The 15522-nt window shown below is 61.8% G+C and carries 14 protein-coding genes and 1 pseudogene; 9 read left to right on the forward strand and 6 right to left on the reverse strand.

Features of this window, described 5'->3' with window-relative positions; all coding sequences use genetic code 11:
- Positions 1-26 precede the first annotated feature (26 nt).
- From msuE to J2X76_RS18490, 3 genes are read left to right on the forward strand one after another with little or no spacing between them, the layout of a single operon-like run.
- Positions 27-578 carry an FMN reductase gene (msuE, locus tag J2X76_RS18480; RefSeq protein WP_310218735.1) on the forward strand — a complete coding sequence of 184 codons (552 nt, stop codon included), beginning with the start codon at positions 27-29 and terminating at the stop codon, positions 576-578.
- Between the two features lie 60 nt (positions 579-638).
- Complete coding sequence (locus J2X76_RS18485; RefSeq protein ID WP_310218737.1) at positions 639-1130, forward strand: heme-degrading domain-containing protein; 492 nt, start codon at positions 639-641, stop codon at positions 1128-1130.
- Between the two features lie 11 nt (positions 1131-1141).
- Positions 1142-1699, forward strand: coding sequence for a DUF924 family protein (locus tag J2X76_RS18490; protein WP_113129162.1), 558 nt, complete (start codon positions 1142-1144; stop codon positions 1697-1699).
- Positions 1700-1708: 9 nt separating this feature from the next.
- Here the strand turns inward: J2X76_RS18490 and J2X76_RS18495 are convergent, their stop codons facing one another.
- A complete protein-coding gene (locus J2X76_RS18495) occupies positions 1709-1960 on the reverse strand; it encodes a GlsB/YeaQ/YmgE family stress response membrane protein (protein WP_113129163.1) in 252 nt (83 codons plus the stop codon).
- Positions 1961-2156: 196 nt separating this feature from the next.
- Here J2X76_RS18495 and J2X76_RS18500 point away from each other — a divergent pair.
- The 4 genes and pseudogenes from J2X76_RS18500 to J2X76_RS18515 all read left to right on the forward strand — a co-directional run.
- A pseudogene (locus tag J2X76_RS18500) lies at positions 2157-4583 on the forward strand (mechanosensitive ion channel domain-containing protein); the annotation flags it as partial.
- 173 nt (positions 4584-4756) lie between these two features.
- Entirely contained in the window at positions 4757-7270 is a 2514-nt protein-coding gene (locus tag J2X76_RS18505) for an FAD-dependent oxidoreductase (RefSeq protein WP_310218741.1), read from the forward strand.
- Positions 7271-7425: 155 nt separating this feature from the next.
- Positions 7426-8274 (forward strand): response regulator, encoded by an 849-nt coding sequence (locus J2X76_RS18510; RefSeq protein WP_113129165.1) that lies wholly within the window; start codon positions 7426-7428, stop codon positions 8272-8274.
- A gap of 18 nt (positions 8275-8292) precedes the next feature.
- Positions 8293-8901, forward strand: a complete 609-nt coding sequence (locus J2X76_RS18515; protein ID WP_310218743.1) for a GGDEF domain-containing protein — start codon at positions 8293-8295, stop codon at positions 8899-8901.
- Positions 8902-8918: 17 nt separating this feature from the next.
- On the opposite strand, the gene J2X76_RS18520 is transcribed toward J2X76_RS18515, so the two are convergent.
- Together J2X76_RS18520 and J2X76_RS18525 are read right to left on the reverse strand one after the other, a co-directional pair.
- Entirely contained in the window at positions 8919-9938 is a 1020-nt protein-coding gene (locus tag J2X76_RS18520; protein ID WP_113129221.1) for a GlxA family transcriptional regulator, read from the reverse strand.
- Between the two features lie 244 nt (positions 9939-10182).
- Positions 10183-10392: a hypothetical protein gene (locus tag J2X76_RS18525; RefSeq protein WP_310218745.1), complete on the reverse strand. Its 210-nt coding sequence runs from the start codon at positions 10390-10392 to the stop codon at positions 10183-10185.
- 214 nt (positions 10393-10606) lie between these two features.
- Between J2X76_RS18525 and J2X76_RS18530 the strand changes: the two genes are divergently transcribed.
- Positions 10607-11503: a LysR family transcriptional regulator gene (locus J2X76_RS18530; RefSeq protein WP_113129168.1), complete on the forward strand. Its 897-nt coding sequence runs from the start codon at positions 10607-10609 to the stop codon at positions 11501-11503.
- 2 nt (positions 11504-11505) lie between these two features.
- Here the strand turns inward: J2X76_RS18530 and J2X76_RS18535 are convergent, their stop codons facing one another.
- Positions 11506-13527 (reverse strand): ASKHA domain-containing protein, encoded by a 2022-nt coding sequence (locus J2X76_RS18535; RefSeq protein WP_310218747.1) that lies wholly within the window; start codon positions 13525-13527, stop codon positions 11506-11508.
- Positions 13528-13656: 129 nt separating this feature from the next.
- On the opposite strand from J2X76_RS18535, the gene J2X76_RS18540 reads away from it, so the two are divergent.
- Positions 13657-14070, forward strand: a complete 414-nt coding sequence (locus tag J2X76_RS18540) for a hypothetical protein (RefSeq protein WP_310218748.1) — start codon at positions 13657-13659, stop codon at positions 14068-14070.
- A gap of 73 nt (positions 14071-14143) precedes the next feature.
- Here J2X76_RS18540 and J2X76_RS18545 read toward each other — a convergent pair whose 3' ends face one another.
- Both J2X76_RS18545 and J2X76_RS18550 read right to left on the reverse strand, forming a co-directional pair.
- Positions 14144-15103 (reverse strand): methyltetrahydrofolate cobalamin methyltransferase, encoded by a 960-nt coding sequence (locus J2X76_RS18545; protein WP_113129170.1) that lies wholly within the window; start codon positions 15101-15103, stop codon positions 14144-14146.
- A gap of 51 nt (positions 15104-15154) precedes the next feature.
- Positions 15155-15457: a virulence factor gene (locus J2X76_RS18550; protein WP_113284843.1), complete on the reverse strand. Its 303-nt coding sequence runs from the start codon at positions 15455-15457 to the stop codon at positions 15155-15157.
- Positions 15458-15522 lie beyond the last annotated feature (65 nt).

Here is a 15522-nt window from a genome sequence, read left to right on the forward strand (position 1 = left end):
AAGTCATTGCGCCGAAAGGAATTTACATGGCCCTGAAACTCGTCGGCCTCGCGGGCAGCTATAATCGTCCTTCCAGGACTTTTGCGCTGGTCAATCACATCGCTTCGATCGCGGGCGAGCGATATGGGTTCGACACCACGGTCCATGACCTCGCCGATGTCGGGCCGTCGCTCGGCCAGGCGCAGCGTCAGGGCGATCTCGACGAGGCAGCCGCCAGGGTGCTGGCCGATGTCGTCGAGGCCGATTTTCTGATTGTCGGCTCGCCGACCTACAAGGGCAGCTATCCGGGGCTCTTCAAACACTTCATCGATCTGATCGATCCGGAACAGCTGCGCGCCAAACCGATCCTGATCACCGCCACCGGCGGCGGCGACCGGCATGCGCTGATGGTCGAACATCAGCTTCGGCCGCTCTTCGGGTTCTTCATGGCCCATACCCTGCCGACCGCCGTCTACGCGTCCGATCGCGATTTCGCCGACTACCGCATCGTCTCCGAGGCGCTGCAGCAGCGGATCGGCTTCGCAGTCGAGGAGCTCGCCGCCTTCTTTCCGGTCCGCCAACTCGCTGCCGCGGAGTAACTTTACTTTCGGCCGCTTTGCCGTCATCAATCCCCGCAATCGCGATGCGGAGGAAAAGGCATGACCATCGAAGAAGACATGGCGAAGATCGCGGAGCAGGAGAAGGCGCTGGTCTTCGACCGGTTCGACCTGACGACCGCCTGGGATCTCGGTTCGCTGCTTCGGCACATGGCCGTCGAGCGCGGGCTGAGCGTGGTCATCGACGTGCAGCTGCATTCTATGTCGGCCTTCTACACGGCTCTGCCGGGCACCACCGCGGACAACGAGAACTGGGTGCGCCGCAAGCGCAATCTCGTGCTCCGTTTCTTCCAGTCCAGCTACGCGATCGGACGGAAGCTGGAGCTGCAGGGCGACACGGTGGATAACCGGTACGGCATTTCCTCGGTCGACCACGCCCCGCATGGCGGCAGCTTCCCGATCAAGGTTGCCGGCAGCGGGTGCATCGGGGCGGTGACGGTTTCCGGCCTGCCGCAGCGTGACGATCATAATATGGTGGTCGAGGCCCTTGCCCGGATGCTCGGCAAGGATATCTCCGCACTCCGTCTCGACTGAGGAGATAGATCATGGCGCAGGACGGCATAAAGACCCCCGAGGAAGTTTTCACCTTCTGGTTCAGGGAACTGAGCCGCAAGGACTGGTTCGAGAAGAACGAGGCGCTCGACGAAGCGATGCGCAAGCATTTCGCGGCCACCCATCTTTCGCTTGCCCGCGGCGAACTCGATGCGTGGCGGACGTCGCCGGAAGACCGGCTGGCGGCGGTGATCGTACTCGACCAGCTTTCGCGAAATCTCTATCGCGGTTCGCCGCTGGCTTTCGCTGCCGACTGGCTGGCCTTGCGGGAAGCGCGGCTTGCCATCGAGGCCGGTGCCGATATGGCGGTGCTGCCCGAACAGCGCGGCTTCTTTTATCTCCCCTTCGAACATTCGGAAGTCCTCGCGGATCAGGATCGTTCGGTGGAGCTCTTCACGTTGCTGGGGGATGCCGATTATCTGGATTACGCGGAACGTCACCGCGTGGTGATCCGGCAGTTCGGCCGCTTCCCGCATCGAAATGCGCTGCTCGGCCGGGAATCGACCGCCGCCGAGCTGGAATATCTGGCCCGGCCCGGCGCCGGTTTCTGATCTCAAAGGCTAACGACGGAACATGCGCGCCACGGCGATGAGGATGCACGCGCCGATGAAACCGGCAATCAGGTAGCCGATCCAGCCGCCCAGCACGATGCCGAAGACGCCGAGAATGGCATTGGCGATGATGGCGCCGACAATGCCCAGAATGATGTTCATGATCACGCCCATGTCGCTTTTCATGAACTTTTCGGCGAGCCATCCGGCAATGCCGCCGATGATGATGGCTGCGATCCAGCCGATACCTGCTTGTTCCATGACTTACCCTCAGTAGATTGTTGGGACGGGGAAACGCGAGGAAATCTTCCAGGTTCCACGAATTGTTCCAATTCGCGACCAGGCGCTACACCATTCCTTTTCTTCGCCCAGAAGTCACTCTATTTTCGCGGGCGAATCCGATCGAAAGACAAAGAGCAGACATTTGGCAGACCTTATTACGACCGGCCCTTCGACCATGCGGCGGATGGCCCGCGCGGTCCTCGCAGCGCTCCTGATCGCAGCCGCCCCGCTGAGCTTGCCGTCGCAGGCTTTCGCCCAGGCGCAGCAGCAGGCCCAGGGACAGCGTCAGGAGCAGGTGCCGCCAAACGTCACCGCCGATTCCATCAATTCGGACATGAAGGGCAAGATCGACGCGATCCGGCAGCAGCTCGATTCCTTCCGCAACCGGATCCAGAGCGACGCGGATGACGATGCGCGCCTGGCGGAACTTCGGGTTCAGGCCGAAGCGATCGTCGGCGAAATGCGCTCCACGTCGGATGCGATGCGCACGCGCGTCGAACAGATCCAGGCCCGCCTCAAGAGCCTTGGCGAACCGCCGGCGGCGGGGCAGCCTCCGGAAGCGCCGGCGGTTGTCGAAGAGCGCAACCGGCTGCTGAACGAGCGTTCGGAGCTCAACATCATCGTCGACGACGCCGGCCAGCTTTCCAACAGCGCCACGCAGCTCGCCAACACGATCACCAACCTGCGCCGCGCGCTGTTTACCCAGACGCTCTTCCGCCACACCGAGCTGTCGGGCGAACTGTTCACCGAGGCCGGCAACGCCTTGGTCGCGGAGATCCGCAACTTCGGCTCGACCTTCGGCAACTGGATCGGTTTCGTGTGGAAGTTCAAGAAGCTGCAGCTGCTGGGAGCCCTGGCGCTGTCGCTCGGTGCGGCCATGCTCTTCCTGTCCGGCGGCTACCGGCTGTTCGGGCGCTTCATCCGGCGCAGCGACCAGGAACATCCCCCCTACATAAAGCGATTGTCGGTGGCCTTCTGGTCGACCGTGGTCCAGACCGTGTCGCTCGCCGCCTTCCTGGTCGCCTCCTTCCTGTTCCTCGACGGCTTCAATGTGCTGAGAGCGGATATCACGCCGATCGTGGTGACCTTTTTCGGTTTTGTCTGGTTCGTCAATTTCGTCTGGAAGCTCACCTACGGCGTATTGGCGCCCGGGGAGCCGGAATGGCGGCTGGTGCGGATCACCAATCGCGGCGCGCGCCTGCTGACGCTGGCCGTGCTTGCGATGGCGATCGTCAACGGGCTCGACTATCTGCTCGGGGCGATCAGCGAGGCGCTCAATTCGCCGCTGGTTCTGACGATCGTCAAGAGCCTGCTCGCCTCGGTCATCATCGGGCTGATCCTGATCGCCATCTCCTTCATCAAGCCGCGGCTTGTCGAAGGCGAGGATCTCGATGCCCCGGGGCATCGCTGGCCGCGCTTCTTCCCGCTGTTCCTGCGCGTCATGGGCCTGCTGCTCATTCTGTCGGTGCTGACGGGTTATGTGGGGCTCGCGCGGTTCGTCTCGACGCAGATCGTGCTCACCGGCGCGGTGATCGTGCTGATCTATATCGGCCTCCTGTCCGGCAGGGCGATTTCGAAACAGGGGGCGTTCACGGATACGGCCGCCGGCCGGCGGTTGGCGGAACGCTTTCATTTCGGCGAGGTATCGCTCGATCAGGCGGGGCTTGTCGCGGGACTGGGCATCTATGCCTTCGCGCTGATGCTCGGCATCCCCCTCATTCTTCTGACCTGGGGTTTCCAGATCGCGGATATCGAAGCCTGGATCTACAGCTTCTTCACGCAGATCCGGATCGGCAATATCTCGATCTCGATCGTCGGCATTTTCGGCGGCATCCTGCTTTTCGGCCTCGGCTTCGTCGTCACGCGCTGGGTGCAGAAGTGGATCGACGGCAACGTGCTGGCGCGCAGCCAGGTGGATCTCGGCGTCCGCAATTCGGTCAAGACCGGTATCGGTTATCTCGGCATCGGGCTTGCGGTGATCGTCGGTGTCTCGGCCGCCGGTATCGACCTGTCGAGTTTCGCGCTGGTCGCGTCCGCCCTGTCGGTCGGTATCGGTTTCGGCCTCCAGAATATCGTGTCGAATTTCGTGTCCGGGCTGATCCTGCTCGTCGAGCGGCCGTTCAAGGTCGGCGACCATGTGGTGACCGGGGCGACGGAGGGCATCGTCAAGCGCATCTCGGTGCGCGCCACCGAGATAGAGACGTTCCGCAAGCAGTCGATCATCGTGCCGAATTCCGACCTCATCAATTCGCCGGTCGGCAACTGGACGCATCGCAACAAGATCGGGCGTTCGGAAGTGCCGGTCGCGGTCAGCTCCCACAGCGATCCGCAGAAGGTGATGGACATTCTTCTGGAACTGGTGGACCAGGTGCCGGAAGTATTGCGCAATCCGGAACCGCATGTGGAGTTCCTGACCTTCGGCGCCTCTTCGCTGAATTTCGAACTGCGGTTCCATCTGGCCGACATGGGTGAAGGCCTGAGGATCCGCAACAATCTGAGGATCGCCATCCTCAAGCGGTTCAGGGAGGAGGGGATCGAGATCCCGTTCCCGCAGCAGGAAATCGTCTTCCATCGCGGCAAGCCGATCCTGTCGGAGGAGGGCGACGCGAGAGGCGGTGCGTGACGATCCGATCCCGCAGCCCGCGCGGCCATTCTGATAACAGTCGCGGGCTGGCTCTCGGCATGTCGTAATCAGGCGTTTGGCTCGCCTGCCGGAATTGCATAGTCCCTTCAGTTTGCGAAGAGGCCACACGAGGCCGAAAAGGGGTTCATTCCATGAAGACACATGCACGGGCGGTGGTGGTCGGCGGCGGCGTGGTCGGTGTTTCGACGCTTTATCACCTGGCGAAAAAGGGCTGGAACGACGCGGTCCTGATCGAACGCAAGGAATTGACCTCCGGTTCGACCTGGCATGCCGCAGGTCTGCTACCGCTCTTCAACCTTTCCTATTCGGTCGGCCAGCTGCATAAATATTCTGTGCGGTTCTATCAGGAACTGCAGGAGGAGACCGGCATGAATGTCGGTTTCTCGAAAGTCTCGAACATCCGTCTCGCCCGCACAAAGGACCGCTGGGAAGAGTATATGTATTATGCCGGGATCGCCGAGACGATCGGCGTCACCGTCAACGTCCTGACGCCGGAACAGGTCAAGGAGATCTGGCCGCTCTGCGAGACGGACGGCATTCTCGGCGCCATCCAGCATCCTGACGACGGCTATATCCAGCCGGCCGACCTCACCCAGGCACTTGCCAAGGGAGCGCGCGACCTCGGCGCCACGATCTACCGCAACACGACCGTGACCGCGATCGAACAGCAGCCGGACGGGCTCTGGAAGGTGACCACCGACAAGGGCGAGATCACCGCCGAACACGTCATTTCCTGCACGGGCAATTTCGCCCGCAAGACCGGCGAGATGGTCGGCATCAACATTCCGGTCATCCCGGTCGAGCACCAGTATATCGTCACCGAGCCGCATCCGGCGATCCAGGAGCGCAAGGCCAAGGGCCTGCCGGAAATGGGGGTCCTGCGCGAATCGGATTCGTCCTGGTACATGCGCGAAGAGAATGGAGGCCTGCTGCTCGGGCCCTACGAAGTCGGCGCGCCCGTCTGTTACGTCGACGGCCCGTCGGACGAGAGCGAATACGAGCTCTTCAATGAAGAACTCGACCGGCTGATGCCCTATATCGAGACTGCCATCGTTCGCGTGCCGGCATTCGGAGACGTCGGCATCAAGAAGGTCTATAACGGTGCGATCGCCTATACGCCGGACGGTTCGCCGATCGTCGGCCCCGCACCCGGCCTCAAGAACTTCTGGCTGAACGAGGGTCATTCCTTCGGCATCACCGCCGCCGGCGGCGCCGGCTGGCAGCTTGCCGAGTGGATCGTCGATGGCGAACCGACCGTCGACATGATGGGCGTCGATCCGCGTCGTTTCGGACCTTACGCAACGGAAGGCTACCTCATCGCCAAGAACGAAGAGGCCTATGCCAATGTTTTCACGATGCATTATCCGGACGAGGAGCGCTCCGCCGCGCGCCCGCTCAAGACCACGCCGGTCTATGATCGGCTGAAGAAGATGGGCGCTGTTTTTGGCTCCGTCTATGGCTGGGAGCGCGCCAACTGGTTCGCGCCGCAAGGCTACGAGGTGCCCAAGGAAGAACTCGGTGTCGGCGTTGACGTGCTGACCGCCCACAACCATGCGCCGGCGCTGGAAGACGGCCGGATCGTCGAAAAATGGTCGTTCCGCCGCTCGAACTATTTCGAGCATGTCGGCAACGAGATCAAGAACGTCCACGAGAATGTCGGCGTGCTCGACATGTCGGCCTTCGCCAAGATGGAGGTGTCCGGCCCCGGAGCACGCGCCTTCCTCGACGGGATCTTCGCCAACGCGATCCCGAAGAAGCGCGGGCGAATCGCGCTCTGCCACCTTCTCACCAGGGGAGGAGGAGTGCGCTCCGAATTCACCGTCTACGAATGGGCGCCGGATCGTTTCTACCTCGTCTCGGCTGGAGCCTACGAGGCGCATGACCAGGATTATCTGCGTAAGCTTGCGCCGACGGATGGCTCGGTCAAGCTCACCCAGATCACCCAGAAGTTCGGCGTTCTGGTTCTTGCCGGCCCGAAGTCCCGGCAGGTTCTGAAGAAGCTCACCCGCACCAGCCTTGAAAACAAGGATTTCCCCTGGCTTTCCGGCAAGGAGATTTCTGTCGGCATGGCGTCCGCCCATGCGCTGCGCGTCAACTTCGTCGGCGAGCTCGGCTGGGAACTGCACCATCCGATCGAGATGCAGAACTACATCTTCGACAAACTGATGGAAGCCGGCGCCGAATTCGGCATCAAGCCCTTCGGCATCCGCGCCATGCTCTCCATGTCGGTCGAGAAATCCTACCGGCTGATCCCGCGCGAAATGTCGATCGAATACAATGCCTATGAGTCCGGCCTCGACCGGTTCATCAAGACCGACAAGGAGTTCCTCGGCAAGGAAGGGCTGCTCTCCTACAAGGAGAAGGGCCTGAAGTGGAATTTCTGCACGCTGGTGGTCGAGGGGGCCAACGACGTCGACGCCCGGGGTTCGGAGGCAATCTACAATCAGGCAGGCGAACTGATCGGCCGCGCCACCAATGGCGCCTACGGCTGGCGAATCGGCAAGTCGCTGGCGCTGGCGATGGTGAAGCCGGGTTATGCGGAGGCGGGGACCCAGCTGAAGATCAAGATTCTCGGCAATCTCTACAATGCGAGCGTCGTCCCAGAAAGTCCGTTCGACGCCGACAACGTCGCATTGCGCGCCTGACGCCCGGCTAGAAGTAAGAAATCATTGACGTTAACAGGCGGTCTTCGGGCCGCCTGTTCCGTTTTTGGACGAGGGGGCGCCCGGATTAACGGTTCTGCAAAGCGTTTGTAATACGGCTGTTAGCAGAGGGGATATTATTTATTGACAGGGGCACCATGACATTCCTCGGCATTTCCGGGATGCAGTATTCCGGCCAATCACTGGCAAACTCCCGCATCCTGCTTGCGGAGGATTCCAACGTCTTTACTTCGATGATCGGTACCCGGCTCAAGGAGCTGTTCGGCATCGAAGTCGAGATCTGCCGCAACTTCGAGGAATTGCAGTTCGCCTATGACCGCTCGAGCGAGCCGGTGACGCTGGCGATTTCCAATATCAACCTGCCGGGCGCGGAAAACGGCGAGGCGCTGGAATACCTCGTCGATCTGTCGATCCCGACCATCGTCTTTACCGGCACGTTCCACGAGGAGACCCGCGACAAGCTGCTGACCAAGGACATCGTCGACTACATCCTCAAGGACAATGTCTTTGCCGTGGAGATGCTTGCCGAATCGGTCTGCCGGTTCCTCACCAATCATCGTCACCATGTGCTGATCGTGGACGACAGCCCGACGGCCCGGGCGCTGCTTTCGAGCCGTCTGAAGCGCTACAATTTCCGGGTGAGCGTCGCCGAAAACGGTGCCAAGGCGCTGGAGATCCTCAAGAAGAACCCGGATATCGGCCTTGTCGTTACCGACTACAACATGCCCGATATCGACGGTTTCGAACTGACCCGCCGCATCCGCTCGGTGCGCGGCTCGCATGAGCTCAGGATCATCGGCGTGTCGTCCTCGTCGAACCGGCTGCTCTCGGCCCGTTTCCTGAAGGCGGGCGGCAACGATTTCATGCTGCGGCCGTTCATCGACGAGGAGTTTTACTGCCGCGTCAACCAGAACCTGGATACGCTCATTCAAATCTGGTCGATGCAGGCGAAACGTCAGGAGCCGACGGTCAAGAACGTCGCCTGATCCTCCAAGGATTTGCGCATGCCCTATCTTCAGAGCCAGCACTTCCGCGAGACGGAGCGTCTGACCTACGGTTGGGCCGCGCCGTCGCCGGTGCAGATGGAGGGGGCGAACCTGACCGCCGATCCGTTGACCGGCTTCGCCAACCTGAAGGAATTCTACCGGGTTGGTCCGTCGCTGGTGGGAACGTGCCTTTCCGAGGGCACAACCTGCGCCACCGCGATCGTCGATATCGATTATTTCCGGCGGCTGAACGACACCCATTGCGAGGAAACGGTCGCCGAAGTCCTGAAGGCGACCGCAGCCAGGCTGGAGGCTGCGTGCAACGGTGGCCGGCATCTTCTCGCCCGGCTCGACGACGAGGAGTTCGGGCTGCTTCTGGTCGGCCTCGACGGTGAGACCGCGACGGATTTCTGCGAGACGCTGAGGCTGGAGATCGCGGGCATGCGGTTCGGTTCCGGCGACGGCGAGTTTTCGATTACCGTCTCGATCGGCCTTGCCGAAGTCTGCGGTCCGGAGACTTTCGACAATTATCTGAATGCCGCAGAACAATTCCTGTTCATGGCAAAAAGCTACGGCCGCAACCAGGTCTTTTCGGACTATACGATCGTGCTGCAGGCGGCGGGCTGACCCGCCGCGGTTGAAGTTCACACCACGACGCCGGCGCGCGACGTGCTCATGTTGAGCTTGCGCTCGGCGCGTTCCTGCTGCGGCGAACGGTTGTAGACCTCGCGGTAACATTTCGAGAAATGCGACGCGGACACGAAACCGCAGGCCACCGCCACCTCGACCACCGGCATCGACGACTGTACGAGCAGGTGCCGTGCCCGGTCGAGCCGGATCTCCAGATAATAGCGCGCCGGAGAGCGGCCCATTTCCTGGCGGAACAGGCGTTCGATCTGACGCCGCGAGAGGCCTGCATCGTCGGCGATCTCCACCAGCGACAGCGGTTCGGAAAGATTGTTCTCCATCACCTCGATGATCGACAGGACCTTGGCGTTCTGGACGCCGAGGCGAGCGCGCAGCGGCAGGCGCTGGCGATCGTGCGGGTTGCGGACACGGTCGGTCAGCTGCTGCTCGCAGACCCGGTTGACGAGGTTTTCGCCGAAATCCTGGCCTATCAGGTTCAGCATCATGTCCAGCGAGGCGGTCCCGCCGGCGCAGGTATAGAGGTTCGAATCGACCTCGTAGAGATCCGCATAGACCTCCGCCTGCGGGAAGGCTTCGGCAAAACCCGGCAGGTTTTCCCAGTGGATGGCGCAGCGCTTGCCGTTCAGCAGTCCTGCCTGGGCAAGGACATGGGCACCGGTGCAGAGGCTGCCGACGGCGATGCCGCGATTGTAGGTCTCGCGCAGCCAGGCATTGACCGACTTGTTCTGGAACTCCTCGACGTAGACGCCCGAGCAGACCAGAACCATGTTCGGGCGGTTTTCGCCCGACAGGCTGCGGCGTTCGTCGGCAAGCGACGAGTTGACTTCAATCCCGATGCCACTGGACGAATAGACTTTTTCACCGTCGACGGAACAGAGACGCCAGGTGTAGGCGGAGTATCCGAGCATGCGATTGGCAATTCGCAAGGTCTCCACTGCCGCCGCAAACGGAAGCATGGTAAAGTGGGGAACCAGGAAAAAGACGAGAGAACGTTTCGCTGTCGGGGCCTTGCTCATCACATTCATGCCGTTGTTCCCCTTGTCCTGGCCGTACGTTGCGGCCTGCGCTTTTCTTCAAAAGCGACATTGGCACGGGAAAAGGCGGCGGAGAAGGACTTTCGACGACAAGTGAATAACAATTTTGCGACATGGAACGGTCGCAGCGAACGCTGGCTATCGGGGAACGGGCGTCACCGATCGGCGGCCTGAGGGCGACATGGCCCGCTTTACGTCATCGTATGCGGGCCATGAGGTTGGGAGGTTATTGGCGATGCGGTGCGGCATTGGTCGTCGGCCATCCGATGTCCTTGCGGATTTCTGCCGGCAAACCTTCCAGCATGCGTTCGGTTTGGCGGCGGTGCCATTGATCGCGAAGTCTTACCGCCACGGTCAGGGCAGGGCGGATGAACGAGGCGAACGACGACGTCAGAGGCCGGGAGCGATCGCTCTCCTGATAGGTGATCATGGTCATGTCGGTTCTCCTTGGGTGTTTGACGGAACATGCGCCCAGCCGGGACGATGAACGCTGTCAATCCATCAATCAATCGGATAGAATTTATGCGTCCCATGAAATTCTGTTTGGTATGGGCGCTTGCTTCCGATGCTTTTGACTATGCGCCCCCTTTGACATTCAATCAAACGAAATGATATGGTGTTTAAGTTCAGAATTATTGATAGAGGCTGACATGACCGCTCCATTCCGCCCGCCGCTTCCGCTGCTCGATAATGATGTATTGCGCACGTTCGTGGCGATTGCCGAGACCGGCAACTTCTCGACCGCCGCCGACGCGGTTCTGCGTACTCCTTCGGCCGTCTCGATGCAGATCAAGAAACTGGAAGAGCAGTTGAAGACGACGCTTTTCCTGCGCGATGCCCGCTCGGTATCGCTGACGCAGCATGGCGAAATGCTGCTTTCCTATGCGCGGCGCATGCTGGCGCTCTCCAACGAGGCGGTGTCACGTTTCGTCATGCCGGAACTCTCCGGCGTGGTCCGGCTCGGCGCGCCGGACGATATCGCCGAACGTCTTCTGCCGAAGGTGCTGAAAGATTTCGGTGAGAGCTTTCCGGGCATCATGGTCGATGTCACCGTCGATATGAGCCTGGCGCTCAGGAAGCGCATGGACGAGCAGCGGCTGGATCTCGCGTTGATCAACTGCGCCACCCGGCCTTTCGCGACGGCGGGCGAGATGATCCATACGGAGCGACTGGTCTGGGCCGGTGCGAAATGCGGAACCGCCTATCTGCGCGATCCGCTGCCGATTTCGGTCTGGGAGGATGGCTGCGTCTGGCGCCAGGATGCCATCGCCCAACTCGAGAAACACAAGCGGACCTATCGCATCGCCTATGCGAGCGCCCACACGATGGCGCAGCGCGCCGCGGTCTTGTCCGACCTCGCGATCGCTCCTTTCCCGCGCTCTTACGTCACCGATGACATGCAGATACTCGGCGCGAAGGAAGGCCTGCCGGAATTGATCAACTTCGATATCCGGCTGTTGACCGCCCCGCAGCTTTCCGTACCCGGCAAGGCCGTGGCAGAGAGCATCCGCGAGGCGTTCGGCTCCATGGTCGCCGCTGCGGCCTGAGGTTACTCGCGGCCGCGGCGACGTCTGCGGCCGCCATCCCCCGAAGCTTCGGCCAGCGCCTTGCGTTCCGGCAGCGCCACGACCGATGCCAGGTGCGGGAAGGGATCGACCTTGTTCGGCAGCGCCATGGCATGGACGAAATGCTCCTGGAATTTTGGCTCCAAGGCCGTCTCGATCTTCTCGATCCTGCTGACGGTTTCCTCGATTTCGCGGCGATAGCTGCGATTGAGGAGGCACATGCGTGCGCCTGTGCCGGCGGCGTTTCCGACCGATTTGACGCGGGCAAGGTCGCAATCCGGGATAAGGCCCAGCACCATCGCATATTTGGGATCGATGAACGTGCCGAAGGCGCCGGCGAGCCCGATCCGATCGACATGGTCGATACCCTGCTTGTCCATCAACAGTTTCACGCCGGCATAGAGCGCCGCCTTGGCGAGCTGGATGGCGCGCACGTCGTTCTGGGTCACGGTGATGCGCTGCTCGCCGTCATGGACGAGATAAGAGAAGGTCCGGCCGTTCTGCAGGACGCGCGGTGAACGCTCTGCCATGGCGCCATCCACGACGCCGTCCTCGGAGATCAATCCGGCGAGATACATTTCGGCGATCACTTCGATGATGGCGGAGCCGCAGATGCCGGTAATGCCCGTTGTTGCCGCCGCCTCCGCGAAGCCCGGCTCGTCGGACCAGGGCTCGACGCCGATCACCCGGAACCGCGGTTCGAGCGTTGTCGCATCAATGCGGATACGCTCGATGGCGCCGGGCGCGGCGCGCTGGCCGGAGGAGATTTCAGCACCCTCGAAGGCGGGACCGGTTGGCGAAGAGGCGGCAACGACGCGTGTCGAATTGCCGAGCACGATTTCCGCATTGGTGCCGATATCGACCAGCAGCATCATCTCGTCCTGCCGGTGCGGTCCTTCCGACAGCGTCGCCGCGGCCGCATCCGCGCCGACATGGCCGGCAATGCAGGGCAGGAGATAGGTGCGGGTGCCTTCATTCATCGACAGGCCGATCTCGGTGGATTTGACCTGCACGGCGCCGGAAACGGCAAGCGCAAACGGGGCTCCGCCGAGTTCCGTCGGGTCGATGCCGAGGAAGAGGTGGTGCATGATCGGATTGCCGACGAAGACGCTGTCGAGAATATCGGTCCGCGACACGCCGCCTTCGCTGCAGACCTTGTCGATCAGGCCGTTCAGGGCCTCGCGCACGGCCAATGTCATCGCCTCGCGGCCATCCGGGTTCATCATCACATAGGAGACCCGGCTCATCAGATCCTCGCCGAAGCGGATCTGCGGGTTCGACGTGCCGGCAGACGCCACGGTACGGCCCGACAGCAGCGAGGAGAGATGCATGGCGATCGTGGTCGAGCCGATATCGCAGGCGATGCCATAGGCCTCGTTCTTGAGGCCCGGATAGAGCGCGACAAGCCGGGCACGGTCGTTCTCGCGGTCCTTGTGGATCGCCGCGGTGACCTTCCATTCGCCCTTGCGCAGGATCTGCTGGATTTTGGAGACCAGATGGAAATCGACGTCGAGATCGTCGAAATGCCAGTCGGCCGCAAGTGCCGCCTTCAGCCGGTCGAGATCGCCGAGCGGCTTTTCCATGTCGGGCTCTTCGACCTCGACATAACACATGCGGATCGCCGGATTGCGGTCGAAGACCCGTTCGTCGGCCGCCTTGCGGACCACCTGCGCATTGATCACCGTATCCTGCGGCACGTCGATGACGAGATCGCCGAGGATCTGCGCGGAGCAGGAGAGACGGCGGCCTTCTGGAAGCCCGCGCACGCGATCGTACCGCTCTTCCTTCGGGCCGAGCGGCGAGAGGTGATCATCGGACGAGGTGATGCCGTGCTTGGCGAAATTGCCTTCCTGCACCGAAACCTGGCAGCGCCCGCAGGTCGCCCGTCCGCCACAGACGCTCTCGACATAGACGCCCAACTGGCGCGCGGCATCGAGCACCGGCGTGCCGGCCGGAAACCGGCCGCGCTTGCCCGACGGCATGAAGAGGACGAGGGGATCTTTCATGGGGCCTTCATGTGTACTAACGTTTTGCGCAAATGATCGGCGTTTCAGCAATTTTGGAGTGAATCTTTGCTCGGCTCTCTGTTTCTCATGGCAGTACTTTCAAGCGAGCTAAACACGGACCGGTTTTCCGTGTCGAAGGACCTTCTGCCGTTCGGTGTACCGAGTGAATTTTCTGACGGCTTGGCGCCTGTTCTTACGCCCGATGAACTGGTCGGGTGTATTCGGTCGCATCTGTCAGTCGAGAAGGCTCGCCTCGAGCTGAATCTCAAGTACGCCAAGTTGCGTGTGGAGGAATCCCACGGCATCATAAACAAGCAAAAACGCCTCAAAAGCGCTCCGAAAGACGAGCTGGACCGGCAACTCGACGAAATCGAAAAATCAGTCGCCGAAGAAAGCAGCCTCACGGAGAATACACGCCAATTTCTGTCGCAAAGAACCAAATTCTTCAAAGAATCCAGATTATTCAGCGAAAGCTGCGGATCCAGGACATATAAGGCATCCGATGTGCGGGCGCTTTTCCCGAATGGTATTCCAGACCAATAAAAGTCGGCCGGCGCGCTGCCGCTCACGATGTCCATCGTCAAAGCTCCTCTCGGCTGTTCGTGAGACAGGGCATCTACTCCATCCGCGCTCCGGCGCCAGCCCGTGCCGCCCGGCCACCCCGACGGCCGCCCGCCGCCGAAGGTGCCGCCGCCGCGACCACACCGCCTTCGGCCGGCTTGTGGTCGCGATAGGTCATGATCCAGTTGCCGCAGTTCTGGTCGGTGCCGTTCAGGACGTTGGCGGCGCGTACCGCTTCCATTTCCTGCGGGCGGCAGGGGTTCATGATCGCCGATGTCATGCCGGCACCGATCACCATCGGGATGAAGCCGGCATTGATGCCGTGGCGGTGCGGCAGGCCGAAGGAGATGTTGGAAAGCCCGCAGGTCGTATTGACCTTCAGTTCCTCGCGCAGCCGCCGCAGCAACGCAAAGACCTGCAGGCCGGCACTGCCGAGCGCGCCGATCGGCATGACCAGCGGATCGACGACGATGTCATGCGGCTTGATGCCGTAATCGGCGGCGCGCTCGACGATCTTCCTGGCGACTGCGAAACGCACGTCGGGATCCATCGAAATGCCGGTCTCGTCGTTGGAGATCGCCACGACGGGCACGTCGTATTTCTTGCACAGCGGAAGGATCGCCTCGAGCTTTTCCTCTTCCCCGGTGACCGAGTTGACGAGCGGCCGGCCCTTGGCGACCTTCAGCGCCGCCTCGATCGCCGCGGTCACGGAACTGTCGATCGACAGCGGCACGTCGACGAGGCCCTGGACGATTTCGAGCGTCTGCACGAGCAGGCCCGGCTCGGTCTCGTTGGGATTGACCGAGGTGACGCCGGCATTGACGTCGAGCATGGTGGCGCCTGCGGCCACCTGTTCCAGCGCATCCTTGATGACCGTATCGAAATTACCCTCGATCATCTCCGCGGCGAGCTTCTTGCGGCCCGTCGGGTTGATGCGTTCGCCGATCACGCAGAAGGGCTGGTCGAAGCCGATCACGATCTCCCGGGTTGCGGATGCGACGATGGTGCGGGTCATGTCTTCCTCCAGGCGCGCGACGCGGCGCCAAACGATGTGGTTGTCTGAACGTCAGGCGGTCTCGCGGCCGCCGGCCTTGACCAGCGCGACGAGTTTTTCCCGGTCATAGGCTGCTTCGAGCTCGGCAGCCGCCCTGTCGGCCTCGGCTTCGAGATCGTCGGAAACGGGCATCGGGTCGGCCTTGCGCCATTCGGCGAGATAGTCGTCAGTCTCAGCGGCGCCGGTGCGCATCGCGCACATGTCGATCGCCTCGGTGAAGCGCAGCGACAGTTCCCGCTTGGCGGTCTGGCGGCCCTTCTTGATGATCACCTGCGCTGGAATATCCCGCCAGAAGACGACGATGCGATCGGCCATGAACTCCTCCGTGTTGAACGCAGCATGCACGGGCGCGGCGGGCAAGACTGCGCTTGCCACGACGT

The sequence above is a fragment of the Neorhizobium sp. 2083 genome (assembly GCF_031455615.1).
Classification (GTDB): Bacteria; Pseudomonadota; Alphaproteobacteria; order Rhizobiales; family Rhizobiaceae; genus Neorhizobium.